14 protein-coding genes are annotated in these 13895 nt (G+C 66.4%); 3 read left to right on the forward strand and 11 right to left on the reverse strand.

The features are described 5' to 3' along the window. Positions 1–3: 3 nt before the first annotated feature. The 5 genes from AC1DUN_RS19575 to AC1DUN_RS19595 all read right to left on the reverse strand — a co-directional run bounded on the left by AC1DUN_RS19575 (position 4) and on the right by AC1DUN_RS19595 (position 4679). Positions 4–393, reverse strand: coding sequence for a hypothetical protein (locus AC1DUN_RS19575; RefSeq protein ID WP_477715421.1), 390 nt, complete (start codon positions 391–393; stop codon positions 4–6). A gap of 25 nt (positions 394–418) precedes the next feature. After that, complete coding sequence (locus AC1DUN_RS19580) at positions 419–1327, reverse strand: phosphoribosylaminoimidazolesuccinocarboxamide synthase (protein ID WP_477715422.1); 909 nt, start codon at positions 1325–1327, stop codon at positions 419–421. 112 nt (positions 1328–1439) lie between these two features. Next, on the reverse strand, positions 1440–2504 hold the full coding sequence (fba, locus tag AC1DUN_RS19585; protein WP_477715423.1) for a class II fructose-bisphosphate aldolase: 1065 nt from the start codon (positions 2502–2504) through the stop codon (positions 1440–1442). Positions 2505–2649: 145 nt separating this feature from the next. Further along, positions 2650–3987: a histidine kinase dimerization/phospho-acceptor domain-containing protein gene (locus tag AC1DUN_RS19590; RefSeq protein WP_477715424.1), complete on the reverse strand. Its 1338-nt coding sequence runs from the start codon at positions 3985–3987 to the stop codon at positions 2650–2652. Then, entirely contained in the window at positions 3984–4679 is a 696-nt protein-coding gene (locus AC1DUN_RS19595; RefSeq protein ID WP_477715425.1) for a response regulator, read from the reverse strand. Before AC1DUN_RS19595 ends, AC1DUN_RS19590 begins: the two co-directional genes overlap by 4 nt. A gap of 129 nt (positions 4680–4808) precedes the next feature. Between AC1DUN_RS19595 and AC1DUN_RS19600 the strand changes: the two genes are divergently transcribed. Beyond that, complete coding sequence (locus AC1DUN_RS19600) at positions 4809–5549, forward strand: phosphatase PAP2 family protein (protein ID WP_477715426.1); 741 nt, start codon at positions 4809–4811, stop codon at positions 5547–5549. 135 nt (positions 5550–5684) lie between these two features. Here the strand turns inward: AC1DUN_RS19600 and pyk are convergent, their stop codons facing one another. From pyk to def, 6 genes are all read right to left on the reverse strand, one after another. Beyond that, positions 5685–7118, reverse strand: coding sequence for a pyruvate kinase (gene pyk, locus AC1DUN_RS19605; protein WP_413326612.1), 1434 nt, complete (start codon positions 7116–7118; stop codon positions 5685–5687). A gap of 116 nt (positions 7119–7234) precedes the next feature. After that, positions 7235–8428, reverse strand: a complete 1194-nt coding sequence (locus tag AC1DUN_RS19610) for a phosphoglycerate kinase (protein ID WP_477715427.1) — start codon at positions 8426–8428, stop codon at positions 7235–7237. A 119-nt stretch (positions 8429–8547) separates the two neighbouring features. Then, positions 8548–8883: an AzlD domain-containing protein gene (locus AC1DUN_RS19615; RefSeq protein WP_477715428.1), complete on the reverse strand. Its 336-nt coding sequence runs from the start codon at positions 8881–8883 to the stop codon at positions 8548–8550. Beyond that, positions 8880–9575, reverse strand: a complete 696-nt coding sequence (locus tag AC1DUN_RS19620) for an AzlC family ABC transporter permease (protein WP_477715486.1) — start codon at positions 9573–9575, stop codon at positions 8880–8882. Before AC1DUN_RS19620 ends, AC1DUN_RS19615 begins: the two co-directional genes overlap by 4 nt. A gap of 55 nt (positions 9576–9630) precedes the next feature. Next, positions 9631–10617 (reverse strand): methionyl-tRNA formyltransferase, encoded by a 987-nt coding sequence (gene fmt / locus AC1DUN_RS19625; protein ID WP_477715429.1) that lies wholly within the window; start codon positions 10615–10617, stop codon positions 9631–9633. Positions 10618–10701: 84 nt separating this feature from the next. Next, on the reverse strand, positions 10702–11223 hold the full coding sequence (gene def / locus AC1DUN_RS19630; protein WP_477715430.1) for a peptide deformylase: 522 nt from the start codon (positions 11221–11223) through the stop codon (positions 10702–10704). A 230-nt stretch (positions 11224–11453) separates the two neighbouring features. Between def and AC1DUN_RS19635 the strand changes: the two genes are divergently transcribed. Next, positions 11454–12677, forward strand: coding sequence for a LysM peptidoglycan-binding domain-containing protein (locus AC1DUN_RS19635; RefSeq protein WP_477715431.1), 1224 nt, complete (start codon positions 11454–11456; stop codon positions 12675–12677). 57 nt (positions 12678–12734) lie between these two features. Continuing rightward, positions 12735–13841 carry a DNA-processing protein DprA gene (gene dprA / locus AC1DUN_RS19640; protein WP_477715432.1) on the forward strand — a complete coding sequence of 369 codons (1107 nt, stop codon included), beginning with the start codon at positions 12735–12737 and terminating at the stop codon, positions 13839–13841. Positions 13842–13895 lie beyond the last annotated feature (54 nt).

The following is a 13895-nucleotide window of genomic DNA, read 5'->3' on the forward strand; positions in this document are numbered from 1 at the left end:
CGCTCACGAGCCGAAAAGCCAGCGGGTCAGGGCGAAGGCAAAACCGAAGAGCGCGGCGTAGCCGGCAACCTCCAGGCTGAATTCGCGGCGCGATTCGCGCCAGGCGCGCAGCCGCTCGACCAGCAGGCCCGCCACCACGGGCGCCAGCAGCAGGTTGAGGATTTGCAGCCAGTGCAGGCGTATCGCCAGCTGCGGCACGACCAGCACGGTCAGGATGCCGGCGCCAATGCCGGTCATGACGGACCATGCGGCTTCCTGCGCCGCCGTCAGTTCGTGGTCGCGGCCGCGCAGTTTGTACCAGGCGGCCTTGAACGCACCGCCGAACATCTCGCCCAAAAGCTGCAGAAACAGCTCGCCAAAAAACTCGAACAGCAGTTCCAGCAGGAATTCCATCGCGGTGCCGGGCGGGGCCTGGGCTTCAGGCCGTCAACCGGGTCAGCGCTTCCTGGTATTTGGCCGCCGTTTTGGCGACCACATCGGCCGGCAGGTGCGGCGAGGGCGGGGTTTTGTCCCATGGCTTGCCGTTGATGCGCACGGCTTCAAGCCAGTCGCGCACGAACTGCTTGTCGTAGCTGGGCGGGTTCTGGCCAGCCGCGTAGGCGGCTTCATAACCTTCTATGGGCCAGTAGCGCGAGGAGTCGGGCGTCAGCACTTCGTCCATCAAGGTCAGCGTGCCGTTTTCGTCGAGGCCGAACTCAAACTTGGTGTCGGCAATGATGATGCCCTTGGTCAGCGCGAAGGCCGCGGCCGTGCTGTAGATCTCTATGCTGATTTTTTTGATCTGTGCGGCGAGCTCCGGGCCGACAACCTTGACCACCTGTTCGTAGCTGATGTTTTCGTCGTGCTCGCCGGCTTCGGCCTTGGCGGCCGGCGTGAAGATGGGCTCCGGCAGCTTGCCGGCGTTCTTCAGGCCCGCGGGCAGCGGCACGCCGCAGACGGCCTGGCTCTCCTGGTATTCCTTCCAGCCGCTGCCGGCCAGGTAGCCGCGCACCACGGCCTCGACCGGGATGGGCTTCAAGCGCTTGACCAGCATGGAGCGGTTCACCACCTGCGGCACTTCGGCCGGCGTGACCACGCTTTCGGGCGCCTCGCCGGTCAGGTGGTTGGGGCAGATGTGGCCCAGCTTCCCGAACCAGAAGAGCGCCATCTGCGTGAGCAGCGCGCCCTTGCCGGGAATCGGCTCGCCCAGGATGACGTCGAAGGCGCTGAGCCGGTCGCTGGCCACCATCAGCAGCCTGTCCTTGCCCACGGCGTAGTTGTCGCGCACCTTGCCGCGCGCGAGCAGGGGCAGGGAGGTCAGGGCGGAGGTATGGAGTGCTTGGGTCATGGTGCAGGCGTGGGAGGGGGAGTCAACGTAAAAAGCCCGCGACTCGCAAGAGCCGCGGGCTTTGAATTATCGCCAATCCGCGCGGGCGCCTGGCGGGTTTATTCACGCCGCCTTAATGGACGACCTGGGCCAGCTCGCCCTTGGCGTATTTGGCGGCCACGACCTGCAGGGTGTCGCCCTTGATCTTGGCACCCTGGCCTTCGCAGCCAAACTGGATGTAGCGCTGCTTGCAGATCTGCTTGGCGGCTTCGCGGGCGGGCTTGAGCCATTCGCGCGCATCGAATTTTTCGGGGTTTTCGGCCAGGAACTTGCGCACCGCGGCCGTCATGGCCAGGCGGATGTCGGTGTCGATGTTGATCTTGCGCACACCGTGCTTGATGGCCTCCTGGATTTCCTCGACGGGCACGCCGTAGGTTTCCTTCATGTTGCCGCCGTACTGGCGGATCAGGGCCAGCAGCTCCTGCGGCACCGAGGAGGAGCCGTGCATCACCAGGTGGGTGCTGGGAATGCGCTTGTGGATTTCCTTGATGCGGTCAATCGCCAGGATGTCGCCGGTGGGCTTGCGCGTGAATTTATAGGCGCCGTGGCTGGTGCCGATGGCGATCGCCAGCGCGTCGATCTGCGTGCGCTTGACGAAGTCGGCGGCCTGCTCGGGGTCGGTCAGCAGCTGCTCGCGCGTCATGGTCGCATCGGTGCCGTGGCCGTCTTCCTTGTCGCCCTTCATGGTTTCCAGCGAGCCCAGGCAGCCGAGCTCGCCTTCCACGGTGACGCCGTACTTGTGGGCCAGCTGGGAGACCTTTTTGGTCACTTCGACGTTGTAGTCGTAGCTGGCGATGGTCTTGCCGTCGGCCTCCAGCGAGCCGTCCATCATCACCGACGAAAACCCGAGATCGATGGCGCCCTGGCAGACGTCGGGGTTCTGGCCGTGGTCCTGGTGCATGACGAGAGGGATGCTGGGGTACATCTCGATGGCCGCCTGGATCAGGTGCTTGATGAAGGGCTCACCGGCATATTTGCGCGCGCCGGCGCTTGCCTGCAGGATCACGGGCGCGCCGGTTTCCTTGGCCGCTTCCATGACAGCTTGCACCTGCTCGAGGTTGTTGACGTTAAAAGCCGGAATGCCGTAGCCGTTGACTGCCGCATGGTCCAGCAGCTCGCGCATCGAAACGAGTGCCATGATCAGAATCCCCAGAAAGTTAAAAATGCTGCCGAAAAAGGCGAGGTCCCCGCGGTGGGTCGCGCAGCACGAGGGCTGCCTGCATGGGCCGTAACCGCCAAGTAACCGAGGCCTTCATTCTACCGGCTGCGTAAAGACCACTTATTTAGGGAGTTAGCGGCAGAACCATGCGGTAACAGCGTGTAAAAGGCGCGGGCGCGGCTGGCTGCGTAAACCGGCCGCCGTGCACGTCCATTACGCGGCCGACGATTTTGTGGCCCAGGCCCAGCCTTTCGGCGGAAGGTGCCACGGCGCCGGGACGGGCCCGGCCGTCATCGCAGACCTGCAGCCACGCCGCGTCGGCGTCGTGGCCCCACTGGACACAGACGAAAGTGCCCCGGGCTGTATGCTGCAGGGCGTTGTCGACGAGGTTGCGCAGGGCCAGTTCCAGCAGCAGCGGATGGGCCAGCACCTCAAGCCCTTCCTCGCCCTGCACGCTGAGCGTATGCCCGCTTTCCCAGGAAGCCTGCGCATAGCCGGCCACCACCCCGCCGGCCAGGGTCCCCAGGTCCAGGCGCTGCATCTGCTGCTGCAGGTCCGCGCGGCTGGCCCGCGCCAGCGCGAGCAGCTGGGCGATGACGTGCCCGGCGCGCATCGCGTCGGCGCCTATCTGCGCCAGCGCCTGCTCGCGCGCAGCGGGCGAAAGCTCGCCGCGCAGCGAGGCCGCCTGCAACGCGATGGAAGACAGCGGGGTGCGCAATTCATGGGCCACCTCGCTGGCCAGCTGCCGTTCGCGCTCCAGCGAGGCCTGCTGCTGGCCCACCAGCGTGTTGATGGAGCGCACAACCGAGTTGAACTCGCGGTAGGGATGGCGGGCCTCCAGGCGCTCGGCCTTGTCCACTTCAAGCTCGGCCACATCGCGTGACAGCGCCTGCAGGGGGCGCAAGCCGCGCCAGATGGCCGCGCCCAGCGCGAGCGCCACCACAGGCAACAGCCACAGGCCCGGCTCCGCCAGTTGCCCGGCGACGTCGGCGGCCATCTCGTCGCGCTCGTCGGCGCGCACCAACACGGTGACCTGCCGCGCGTGCGGGCCGTCCCATTGTGAAAAGCTGCGCCAGGTGGCCGGCGGCGTGCCCAGTTCGAGGTCGGCGAAACCGGAGCGTTCACTGAAAGGCGGCACAGGCGCGTCGCCCGAGCGGGCCAGCAGCCGGCCGTCAGCGCCGCGCACCAGCACGCTGAGGGAAGGCTGGTAGTCATGGCTCTTGAGCGTGGGAATGGCGGGGCGGACGGTTTCCCTCGCCGCATCGACGAAGGGCGGCAGGTCCAGGTTGAGCATCAGGGCCGCTGTGCCGGCCAGGTGCCCGTCGGTCAGCTCGCCCGCCTCATGGATGCCGGTGCGGTAACCCACCGCCACGAAGCCGGCCCACACCAGCAGCAGCGCCGCCAGCACCCACAGCAGCAGGCGGCGCGTGAGCGAGGCCTGCGCACGCACTCCTGGCTTCACGCGCCGTCCTCCCGCGGTATGAAGTAGCCGACACCACGCAGGGTCTGGATCAGGCCCTCGCCCAGCTTGCGCCGCAGGTGGTGAACGTGGACTTCGACCGCATTGCTGCCGACGGCATCCTGCCAGTTGTAGAGGCGCGCCTCGAGCTGCTGGCGCGACAACACCCGGCCGCGCGATTCCAGCAACAGGAGCAGCAAGGCGAATTCGCGCGGCGCCAGCTCCACTGCCTCGCCCGCGCGCAGCACCGTGCGGGCCGCCGGGTCTATCACCAGATCGCCATGAACCAGCAGCGGATGGGCCCGGCCCGCCGCGCGCCGCAGCAAGGCGCGCATGCGCGCCTCGAGCTCATCGAGGTCAAACGGTTTGACCAGGTAGTCGTCGGCGCCCAGGTTCAGGCCCGAGATGCGGTCGGCGACCTGGTCGCGCGCGGTCATGATGAGTACCGGCGTCAGCGGGTCGGGCAAAGCCCCGGGCGCGCCCGCGCGGGTATGGCGCAGCCGCAGCAGCAGGTCGCCACCGTCGCCGTCGGCCAGTCCCAGGTCCAGCAGCACCAGGTCAAAGGGCTCGCTGGACAGGGCCGACCACGCCGAGGCCAGGCTGGCGCAGACATCGACCGCATAGCCCCGCTGCTGCAGATTGGTCCGCAGGCCCAGGGCGATGCCGGCATCGTCTTCGACCACCAGGATTCGCATGGGGCCATTGTCGGCGCTGCGGGATGCGGTGGGGGTTTTCACGGTCCGCCCGCAGGGCCTTAAGGGTGAGTTAAGACGCCCGAACTACCTTGCGGCATCCCTCTGCCCACCTGCTTGCGCGCCACACCCATGCCCGCCTCCCGCTTTCACGATGACACACCCGCTTTATCCCGTGTGTTCCTGGCAACCCTGCTCGGCCTCGCGCTGCTGCTGGCCTGGGACCATTCAGGCCTGGACCTGTGGATGGCGCACGGGTTCGGCTCCGCCACCGGCTTTGCCTATGAAGACCACTGGTTCTGGCGCGGCACGCTGCATGACGACATACGCTGGCTGCCCTGGGCGGTCGAGCTGGCGCTGCTGGCAGCCGTGGCGCGGCCTTTCGGCGCCCTGCGGCGGCTGGCCGTGGAGCGCCGCGTCCAGCTGGCGCTGACCACCTTGATCTCGCTGCTGGTGGTATCCACCCTCAAGCTGCACAGCCTCACGAGCTGCCCCTGGGAGTTGCGCGAATTCGGCGGCACGGTGGCCTATGTGTCGCACTGGGCCTGGGGCCTGCGCGACGGCGGCAGCGGCGGCTGCTTTCCGGCCGGCCATGCCTCGGCGGGCTTTGCGTTCATCGGCGGCTTTTTTGCGTTCCGCCACACCCGGCCGCGGACGGCGCGGCGCTGGCTGGCCGGCGCCCTGCTGGCGGGTTTGGTGCTGGGCCTGGCACAGCAGGTGCGCGGCGCCCATTACATGAGCCACACGCTCTGGACCGCCTGGCTGTGCTGGGCCTCGGCGGCACTGGTGGACAACATCGTCACCCAGATGCTTTCGCAAAAACCGTCGCCGGCCCGGGCCCAGGTGCCCATGCTTGCAACACTGGATGTATAAACCCCCCCCCGTCCAAGCGCTCTGAACTCTTCAACCCAGCATGAGCCGTGGAACCGGCTTTGCCGGGCCACAGGCGGGCGGCCCCCTCGGGGGGCAGGGAGCTACACGAAGTGAGCGACCGTGGGGGCCATGTTTTCAGGCTACTCTGCAGATCTTCAGCATGTTGGTGCCACCGGGCGCGCCCATGGGCTCGCCGCAGGTGATGGCATACACATCGCCGCTTTGCACGATGTTGCGGCGCAGCAGGTGGCCTTCGGCCTGCTCGAGCGCGGTGTCGCGATCGGCGCTGGTGTCCATCAGCAGGGGACGCACGTTGCGGTACAGCGCCATCTTGCGCTGCGTCGCCAGGCGCGGCGTGAGCGCGTAGATCGGCACGCGGATGTCGTGGCGGCTCATCCACAAGGGGGTGGAGCCGCTGTCGGTCAGCGCGACGATGGCCTTGGCGCCCAGGTGGTGGGCGGTGAACAGCGCGCCCATGGCGATGGACTGGTCGATGCGGCTGAAGGTTTTGCCGGAAAAATCGCCTTCCAGTTCCTTGTACTCGGCCTTCTCGGCTTCCTCGCAAATCTTGGCCATCTCCTCGACGGTCTCCAGCGGGTATTTGCCGGCGGCGGTCTCCGCGCTGAGCATCACCGCGTCGGTGCCGTCCAGCACCGCGTTGGCAACGTCGCTGACCTCGGCGCGCGTGGGCACCGGGTTGACAATCATGGACTCCATCATCTGCGTGGCGGTGATGACGACCTTGTCGCCGGCGCGCGCCATCTTGATCATGCGTTTTTGCAGGGCCGGCACGGCGGCGTTGCCGACTTCCACGGCCAGGTCGCCGCGGGCCACCATGATGCCGTCGCTGACCTGCAGGATTTCCTCGAGTTTGGGGATCGCTTCGGCGCGCTCGATCTTGGCGATCAGGCCGGGCTTGTGTTTGTAGGGCGCGGCGGCCACGTTGCACAGCTGGCGCGCCATTTCCATGTCGGTGGCGTTCTTGGGAAAGCTCACGGCCACATAGTCGGCCTGGAAACTCATGGCCGTCTTGATGTCTTCCATGTCCTTGGCGGTCAGCGCCGGGGCGGTCAGGCCGCCGCCCTGCTTGTTGATGCCCTTGTTGTTGGACAGCTCGCCGCCCAGCTTGACGGTGGTGTGGACTTCCTCGCCGCGCACCATGTCGACGGTAAGCACGATCAGGCCGTCGTTGAGCAGCAACACGTCGCCGGCTTTGACGTCGCGCGGCAGTTCCTTGTAGTCCAGGCCCACGCCCTTGAGGTCGCCGGGTTCGGTGCGCGAGGCATCGAGGACGAATTTCTCGCCGGGCTCGAGCTGGACCTTGCCTTCGGCGAACTTGCCGACGCGTATCTTGGGGCCCTGCAGGTCGGCCATGATGGCGACTTCGCGGCCGGCGCGCTGGGCGGCTTCGCGCACCAGCTGGGCCCGGTCCACATGGTCCTGGGCGGTGCCGTGGCTGAAATTGAGGCGCACCACGTTGACGCCGGCGCGGATCATTTTCTCCAGCAGTGCGGGGTCGCTGGAGGCGGGTCCGAGGGTGGCAACGATCTTGGTGGCGCGACGCGGCATAGTGAATGTCTCCATGTAATTTAGTTTCCGATTTTCACACGGAAATAGTTACGGAGGCGTTACCAATTCGGTGCCCGGGGTCATCCCGGGGCCGGCGCGGCAGGAAAGGAAGACGCTCAGCCCGCGGCGCGTTTTTCCAAAATCTCGAAGGCGGGCAAGGTCTTGCCTTCCAGCACTTCGAGGAAAGCGCCGCCGCCGGTGGAGATGTAGCCCACCTGCTTTTCGATGCCGTACTTGGCGATCGCGGCCAGCGTGTCGCCGCCGCCAGCGATGGAGAACGCGCTGCTTTCGGCGATGGCGCGCGCAATGCCTTCGGTGCCCTTGGCGAAGGCGTCGAACTCGAACACACCGACCGGGCCGTTCCAGACAATGGTGCCGGCGGCCTTGAGCTGCGCGGCCAGTTTCGCCGTGGTTTGCGGGCCTATGTCGAGGATCAGGTCGTCATCGGCCACGTCGGTGGCGGCTTTGACGGTGGCCGGCGCATCAGCGGCAAAGCTCTTGGCGGTGACCACGTCGGTCGGGATGGGCACTTCGGCGCCGCGCGCCTTCATGGCCTCGATCACGGCCCTGGCTTCGGCCAGCAAATCGGCTTCGGCCAGGCTTTTGCCGATTTTGAGGCCGGCGGCCAGCATAAAGGTGTTGGCGATGCCGCCGCCCACAATGAGCTGATCGACGTTGGCGGCCAGCGACTTGAGGATGGTCAGCTTGGTGGATACCTTGCTGCCGGCCACGATGGCGACGAGCGGCCGGCGCGGGCTGGACAGCGCCTTGGAGATCGCGTCCATTTCGGCGGCCAGCAGCGGGCCGGCGCTGGCCACGGGCGCGTACTGCGCGATGCCGTAGGTGGAGGCTTCGGCGCGGTGCGCGGTGCCGAAAGCGTCGTGCACAAAGATGTCGCAGAGCGCGGCCATCTTGCGCGCGAGTTCTTCGCTGTTTTTCTTCTCGCCCTTGTTGAGGCGGCAGTTCTCGAGCAGCACCAGCTGGCCGGGTCGGAGGTCCACACCGTCCACCCAGTTGGACACCACCGGCACTTCGCGTTTCATGAGTTCACCCAGGCGCGTGGCCACGGGCGCCAGCGAATCGGCGGGCTTGAACTCGCCCTCGACGGGCCGCCCGAGGTGGGAAGTCACCATCACCGCGGCGCCGGCGTCCAGCGCCATCTGTATGCAGGGAATGGAGGCGCGCACACGCGTGTCTTCGGTGATGTTGCCGGCGTCGTCCTGCGGCACATTGAGGTCGGCACGGATGAACACGCGCTTGCCGGCAACTTTGCCGCTGGCGCACAGGTCGGAAAAACGGATGAAATTCATGGAAAGGCTCGTAAGGAAAGTGGAGTTTCAGGCCGGTGCCGGCCTGAGCTGCCGCAATTGTAGGCGGGCGTTTTTCCCGAAAACCGGCTGCGGGGCGCCCTTGCTTTTGCTTACCTGCCCTACCAACCCAAGCCAATATGCAGCGGCAGGTAAACCGCCATGCCGGCCAGGATGGTGCCCAGCACGCCGTGGCGCCAGTAATACCAGGCCATGCCCGCAGCGACGGCAAAGAGGCGCGCGTCCTTCCAGGTGGCGATCAGGTGGCCCTGGCTCATCACCATTTCGGGGATGATGACCGCCGCCAGCGCGGCGATGGGCGCGTAATGCAGGCCGCGCTGAGCCCAGGCCGGCAGGGTCCAGGGCTTGTCCGACAGGAAAAAGAAGCTGCGCGTGATGACGGTGATGGCCGTCATGCCGAGGATGGTGGCCACGGTCCAGAGGTCGGTCTGGTTCATGCGGCATCTCCGGTACCGGGGGCGGGCGCTGCTGGTTTGGCCACCGGTTTTTCCAGCAGCAGGCAGACGGCCACCGCGGCGGCGATGGCCACCAGGATATTCAGTTTGAGCGGCAGGGCGAAGGTGGCGACGGCGGCCGCGCCGGCGATGCCGGCCGACACCGCGCGCAGGCGGGTGGTGGCCAGCGAGCACATGATGCCCAGCAAGGCCAGGATGCCGGCAAAGCCCAGGCCCCAGGACAGCGGGATGGAATTGGCCAGCAGGATACCCAGCAGGCTGGCGCCTACCCAGCTGACCCACCCGGTCGCACAGTTCCCTATCCAATAGGCTTCCTGTGCCGCAATGACGGCGGAGTCTGTGCCGGGGTGCGGGAAACGCCTGGTGAAGAGCACGTAATTCAAGTCGGCCATCAGGTAGCCGAAGCCCATGCGCTTCCAAAGGCTCTGGTGCATCACATAAGGACGCAAGTGGGCGCTGAAGACCATGAAGCGCAGGTTCACACAAAACGAGGTGGCCAGAATCACCCACATGGGAGCGCCGGCAACGATGAGCGGAAGAGCGGCCAGCTGTGAGCTGCCGGCAAACACCAGGATGGCCATCAGTAGCACTTCAACGAGGCTCATGCCCGACTTGACCATGGCCACACCCGTCATCAGGCCCCAGGCTGCGATGCCGGGCGCGACCGCCGCCATGTCGTTGACGCCCGCCCGGAAATCCGGATGCTTGAACAATCTCTTCACAAAATCCTCATTCCTGTTGATCTGCCGGCGCCTGGCTGAACACCATGCCGGGCCGGATGTCGAAACCGCGCAAAAAATCGGCCGCATCCAGCGCCTTGCCGCCGGCCTTCTGCAGGCGGCTCACGCGCAGCACGCCGTCCACCGTGGCGATATCTATACCTTCCGCGCTGGCTGCCAGCACCTGGCCGGCCTCGGCATTGGCGGGCCGCGCCGCGCCGGCCAGGATGTCGGCGCGCCAGAACTTGAGGGTCTGGCCCGCCAGCACGCCGGTGACGCCCGGAAAGGGGTTGAAGGCGCGGATCCGGCGCTCCAGCACGGTGGCGCTTTGCGTCCAGTCCGTCATAGCCTCGTGTTTTTCAATCTTGTGGGCGTAGCTCACGCCCTCGGCCGGCTGAGGCGTGGCACTGAGGCCGCCGCAGGCCGCCAGTTCGAGCGCCTCAACAATGAGCCGCCCGCCGAGGCCGGCCAGCCTGTCGTGCAGGGAAGCGGTGGTGTCATCCGCGGCAATGCGCATCTTGTCCACCAGCAGCATATCGCCGGTGTCCAGCCCGGCATCCATTTGCATGATGGTGATGCCGGTTTCCGCATCGCCGGCCTCGATGGCGCGGTGTATGGGCGCGGCGCCGCGCCAGCGCGGCAGCAAGGAGGCATGGATATTCAGGCAGCCTAGCCGGGGAGTATCCAGTACCCATTGGGGAAGGATCAGCCCGTAGGCGGCAACCACCATGACGTCCGCTTTGGCGGCCAGGATGGCCTCGCGGGCTGAAGCCGCGTCATCGGGGAATTTGCCGTCCAGCCGCAGGCTGCGCGGCTGGGCAACGGGAATGTGGGCGCTTGCCGCCCATTGTTTGACGGGGGAAGCCTGCAGTTTCATGCCGCGGCCGGCGGGGCGGTCGGGCTGGGTCAGGACCAGGGAGATTTCAAAACCGGCTGCGTGCAATCTTTCGAGGGCCACGCGGGCGAACTCAGGGGTACCGGCAAATATGACGCGCATGGCGTCCGATTCTAAAGACCCCTGGGGAAATCCCGGGGTGGCGGCGGCAAAGCCCCGCGTGCCGCGCAAGCCGGCCGCGAACGCTCAGCCGGCGGACTCGCGCTCCTCGTCCTTTTTCTGCTTGATCATCTTGGTCTTGATGCGGTTGCGCTTCAAGGGGGACAGGTATTCGACAAACACCTTGCCCAGCAGATGGTCCATTTCATGCTGGATGCAGACTGCCAGCATGCCCTCGGCCTCATACACCCGGGATTTTCCGTCCAGGTCCAGGGCCTGGACTTTGATCGACGTGGAGCGCTCCACCCCGTCATAGATGCCGGGCACGGACAGGCAACCTTCGTCACCGACACGCTTTTCCTCGCTGGCCCAGAGGATTTCGGGATTGATCAGCACCATGGGCTGGTTGCGCTCTTCGCTCACGTCGATCACGATCAGGCGCTCGTGCACATTGACCTGGGTGGCGGCCAGGCCTATGCCGGAGGCCTCGTACATGGTTTCAAACATGTCGTCTGCCAGCTTGCGCAGGCGTGCATCAACGGCGGCCACGGGTTTGGCCACCGTGTGCAGGCGGGGGTCGGGGTAACGAAGAATGGTCAGCTGGCTCATGGGGGAAAGCAAGGGGAAATGAAGGCCCGAGGGGGAGATGTCGCTATTTTCGCCACTTTTCTTGGTTTTTCGGCATCCTGATGTTCCCAGAATCGCGTATTCGTTGCTTAATCAAGGGCTTAGGTACAAAATCGTTAGTAATTTATCAAGATATGACACGGCCATTTCCGCCTGATTCCGCTGCGGATCGCGCCGTGCCAATCCCCTAAAAGCGCCGAAGGCCTACAAAGATGCAAACAATTTTTGGTCGTTTCAGTCAAATTTCAATAGCCGCCACCGCCCTTCTGGGCATTGCCGGCGGCCTGCATGCCCAGAATTTCCCCATCACACCGGGCCAAAAAGCAACAGCCGCCCAGGTGGCCCAGGCCGGGGTCCCTCTCAGTGAGCTTGCGCCCAATGCGCCGGACGAATACACGGTCAAGCGCGGCGACACGCTGTGGGCCATTTCCGGCATGTTCCTCAAAAGCCCGTGGCGCTGGCCGGAACTGTGGGGCATGAACCTGCAGGACATCCGCAACCCGCACCGCATCTACCCGGGCCAGCACCTGTACCTGGACAAAACCGGCGGCCGCGCCACCCTGCGCACGCGCCAGGCCTCCAGCGACGGCCCGCCGACCGACACGGTGCGCGTGTCGCCCCGCACCCGCTATGAGTCCCTGGCCGACAGCTCCATTCCCACGCTGTCGCCCAACGCCATAGAGCCCTTCCTCTCGGAAGCGGTCCTGGTGGACGACGCGACTTTCTCCAGGGCTCCCCGCATCGTCGCCGCCCAGGAAGGCCGCGTGCTGCTCAGCCGCGGCGACCGCGCCTATGCGCGCGGCGAATACGTGGGCGGCGTGGCCACCGGCACCCCCCTGAGCGATGCCAAAGACCAGCCGCTGGACTACCGCGTCTACCGCAATGCCACCCCCCTGAAAGACCCGACCACCCAGCAAATCCTGGGTTACGAGGCGCAGTACATCGGCAAGGCCGAATTGATGCGCGGCGAATCCGTCACGCAGGTGCCGGGCAAGGACGGCAAGCCGCAAACGGAAATTGTGCCCGCCACGATTGACATCGTTGCCACCAAGGAAGAAATGCGGGTTGGAGACCGCCTGCTTCCCGACCCGCCTCGCGAGCTGATCAGCTACGTTCCCCACGCACCCGCCACCCCGGTCACGGGCCAGATCGTGTCGATTTACGGCAGCGCCGTGGCGAACGCGGCGGAAAACCAGGTCGTGGTGATCAACCGGGGCGCCGCGGACGGCCTGGAGCGCGGCCATGTCATGGCCATCCTCAAGGACGGCGAGCGGCTGGCCGACAAGACCGACAGCGCGCGGCCGCAAATCAAGCTGCCCAATGAGCGCAACGGCCTGATGATGGTGTTCCGCACCTTCGACAAGCTCTCCTACGCGCTGATCCTGCAAATCACCGACGGCGTCAAAGTCGGCGACCGCTTCACCAACCCGAAATAAGGGCGCTGCCCGCGGCGCGGCCCACCGGCAGCGGCTTCCCCGCCCGTCCAGACCGACGTGGATACCCAAGAGCTTCAGGCCTGGATACGGCTGACGCTTTGCCCCGGTGTAGGAAACGACACCGCGCGCAAGCTGCTGGCCGCTTTTGGTTCGGCGCAAGCCGTCTTTGGCCAGAGCTCGGCCGCCCTCAGGCAACTCGGCACTGAAAAGCTGGCCAAGGCCATCCTGGAGGAGCCGCCGGCGCTGGCGGCCCAGTTGCAGCTCACCCTCGAATGGCTGCGGGCCGGCGATGACAGGCAGGTCGCCACACTGGGCGACAGCGCCTACCCGGTGGCCTTGCTCGACATCGAGGACCCGCCCCTGATGCTCTACATGTTGGGCACGCTGGCCGGGCAAGCGCCGGCGGCGCCCCATATCGCCATCGTGGGCAGCCGAAACCCGACGCCGCAGGGTGAAGCCAACGCCCGGCAATTCGCCAAGGCTTTTGGTTCCGCAGGGCTTTGTGTGGTGTCGGGGCTGGCCCTGGGTATTGACGGCGCAGCGCACGACGGCGCCCTGCTGGGCGGCGGCGAGACGATTGCGGTGGTGGGCACCGGCCTGGACAGGGTCTATCCCAAAAAACACCTCGCGCTGGCGCACCGGATCGCGCAGCAGGGCATGATCGTCAGCGAATTTCCCCTCGGCACGCCGCCGCTGGCGGCCAATTTCCCGCGGCGCAACCGCATCATTTCGGGCCTGTCCCGCGGCACCCTGGTCGTGGAGGCGGCGCTGCAATCGGGCTCGCTGATCACGGCGCGGCTGGCGGCCGAGCAGGGCAAGGAAGTCTTTGCGATTCCCGGCTCCATCCACTCGCCCCAGTCGCGCGGCTGCCACGCGCTGATCAAGCAGGGCGCCAAGCTGGTGGAAGTGGCGCAGGACGTCCTGGAAGAGCTGAATCTTTCCACCGCGCTCCGTGCGCCCGGCGGCGATGGCGCGGCGGCGCAGCCGCACGCCGCCGACCCGCTGGTCGCGGCCCTGGGTTTTGACCCGGTGAGCCTGGACGCCTTGCAGGCGCGCACCGGGCTGGACACCCCGCGGCTGCAGGCCGGCCTGCTGGAGCTTGAGCTGTGCGGGCAGGTGGTGCGCTTGCCGGGCGGGCTGTTCCAGCGCCTGGCTGCGGGTTAAGGTCCGCGGGGCCTGCGGATTTTCTGCGCGCCGCGAACCCCGCCCTGAGGTTTG

This window comes from Polaromonas sp. P4_F6 (genome assembly GCF_056401275.1).

Excerpts from the sequence above, each read along its gene's own strand:
- AC1DUN_RS19600 (WP_477715426.1), top strand. The coding sequence starts at position 4,809 with ATGCCCGCCTCCCGCTTTCACGATGACACACCCGCTTTATCCCGTGTG.
- AC1DUN_RS19615 (WP_477715428.1), bottom strand. The coding sequence starts at position 8,883 with ATGAACCAGACCGACCTCTGGACCGTGGCCACCATCCTCGGCATGACG.
- AC1DUN_RS19635 (WP_477715431.1), top strand. The coding sequence starts at position 11,454 with ATGCAAACAATTTTTGGTCGTTTCAGTCAAATTTCAATAGCCGCCACC.
- AC1DUN_RS19575 (WP_477715421.1), bottom strand. The coding sequence starts at position 393 with ATGGAATTCCTGCTGGAACTGCTGTTCGAGTTTTTTGGCGAGCTGTTT.
- def (WP_477715430.1), bottom strand. The coding sequence starts at position 11,223 with ATGAGCCAGCTGACCATTCTTCGTTACCCCGACCCCCGCCTGCACACG.
- fba (WP_477715423.1), bottom strand. The coding sequence starts at position 2,504 with ATGGCACTCGTTTCGATGCGCGAGCTGCTGGACCATGCGGCAGTCAAC.
- AC1DUN_RS19610 (WP_477715427.1), bottom strand. The coding sequence starts at position 8,428 with ATGAATTTCATCCGTTTTTCCGACCTGTGCGCCAGCGGCAAAGTTGCC.
- pyk (WP_413326612.1), bottom strand. The coding sequence starts at position 7,118 with ATGCCGCGTCGCGCCACCAAGATCGTTGCCACCCTCGGACCCGCCTCC.
- AC1DUN_RS19595 (WP_477715425.1), bottom strand. The coding sequence starts at position 4,679 with ATGCGAATCCTGGTGGTCGAAGACGATGCCGGCATCGCCCTGGGCCTG.
- AC1DUN_RS19620 (WP_477715486.1), bottom strand. The coding sequence starts at position 9,575 with ATGGCGGCGGTCGCGCCCGGCATCGCAGCCTGGGGCCTGATGACGGGT.
- fmt (WP_477715429.1), bottom strand. The coding sequence starts at position 10,617 with ATGCGCGTCATATTTGCCGGTACCCCTGAGTTCGCCCGCGTGGCCCTC.
- AC1DUN_RS19580 (WP_477715422.1), bottom strand. The coding sequence starts at position 1,327 with ATGACCCAAGCACTCCATACCTCCGCCCTGACCTCCCTGCCCCTGCTC.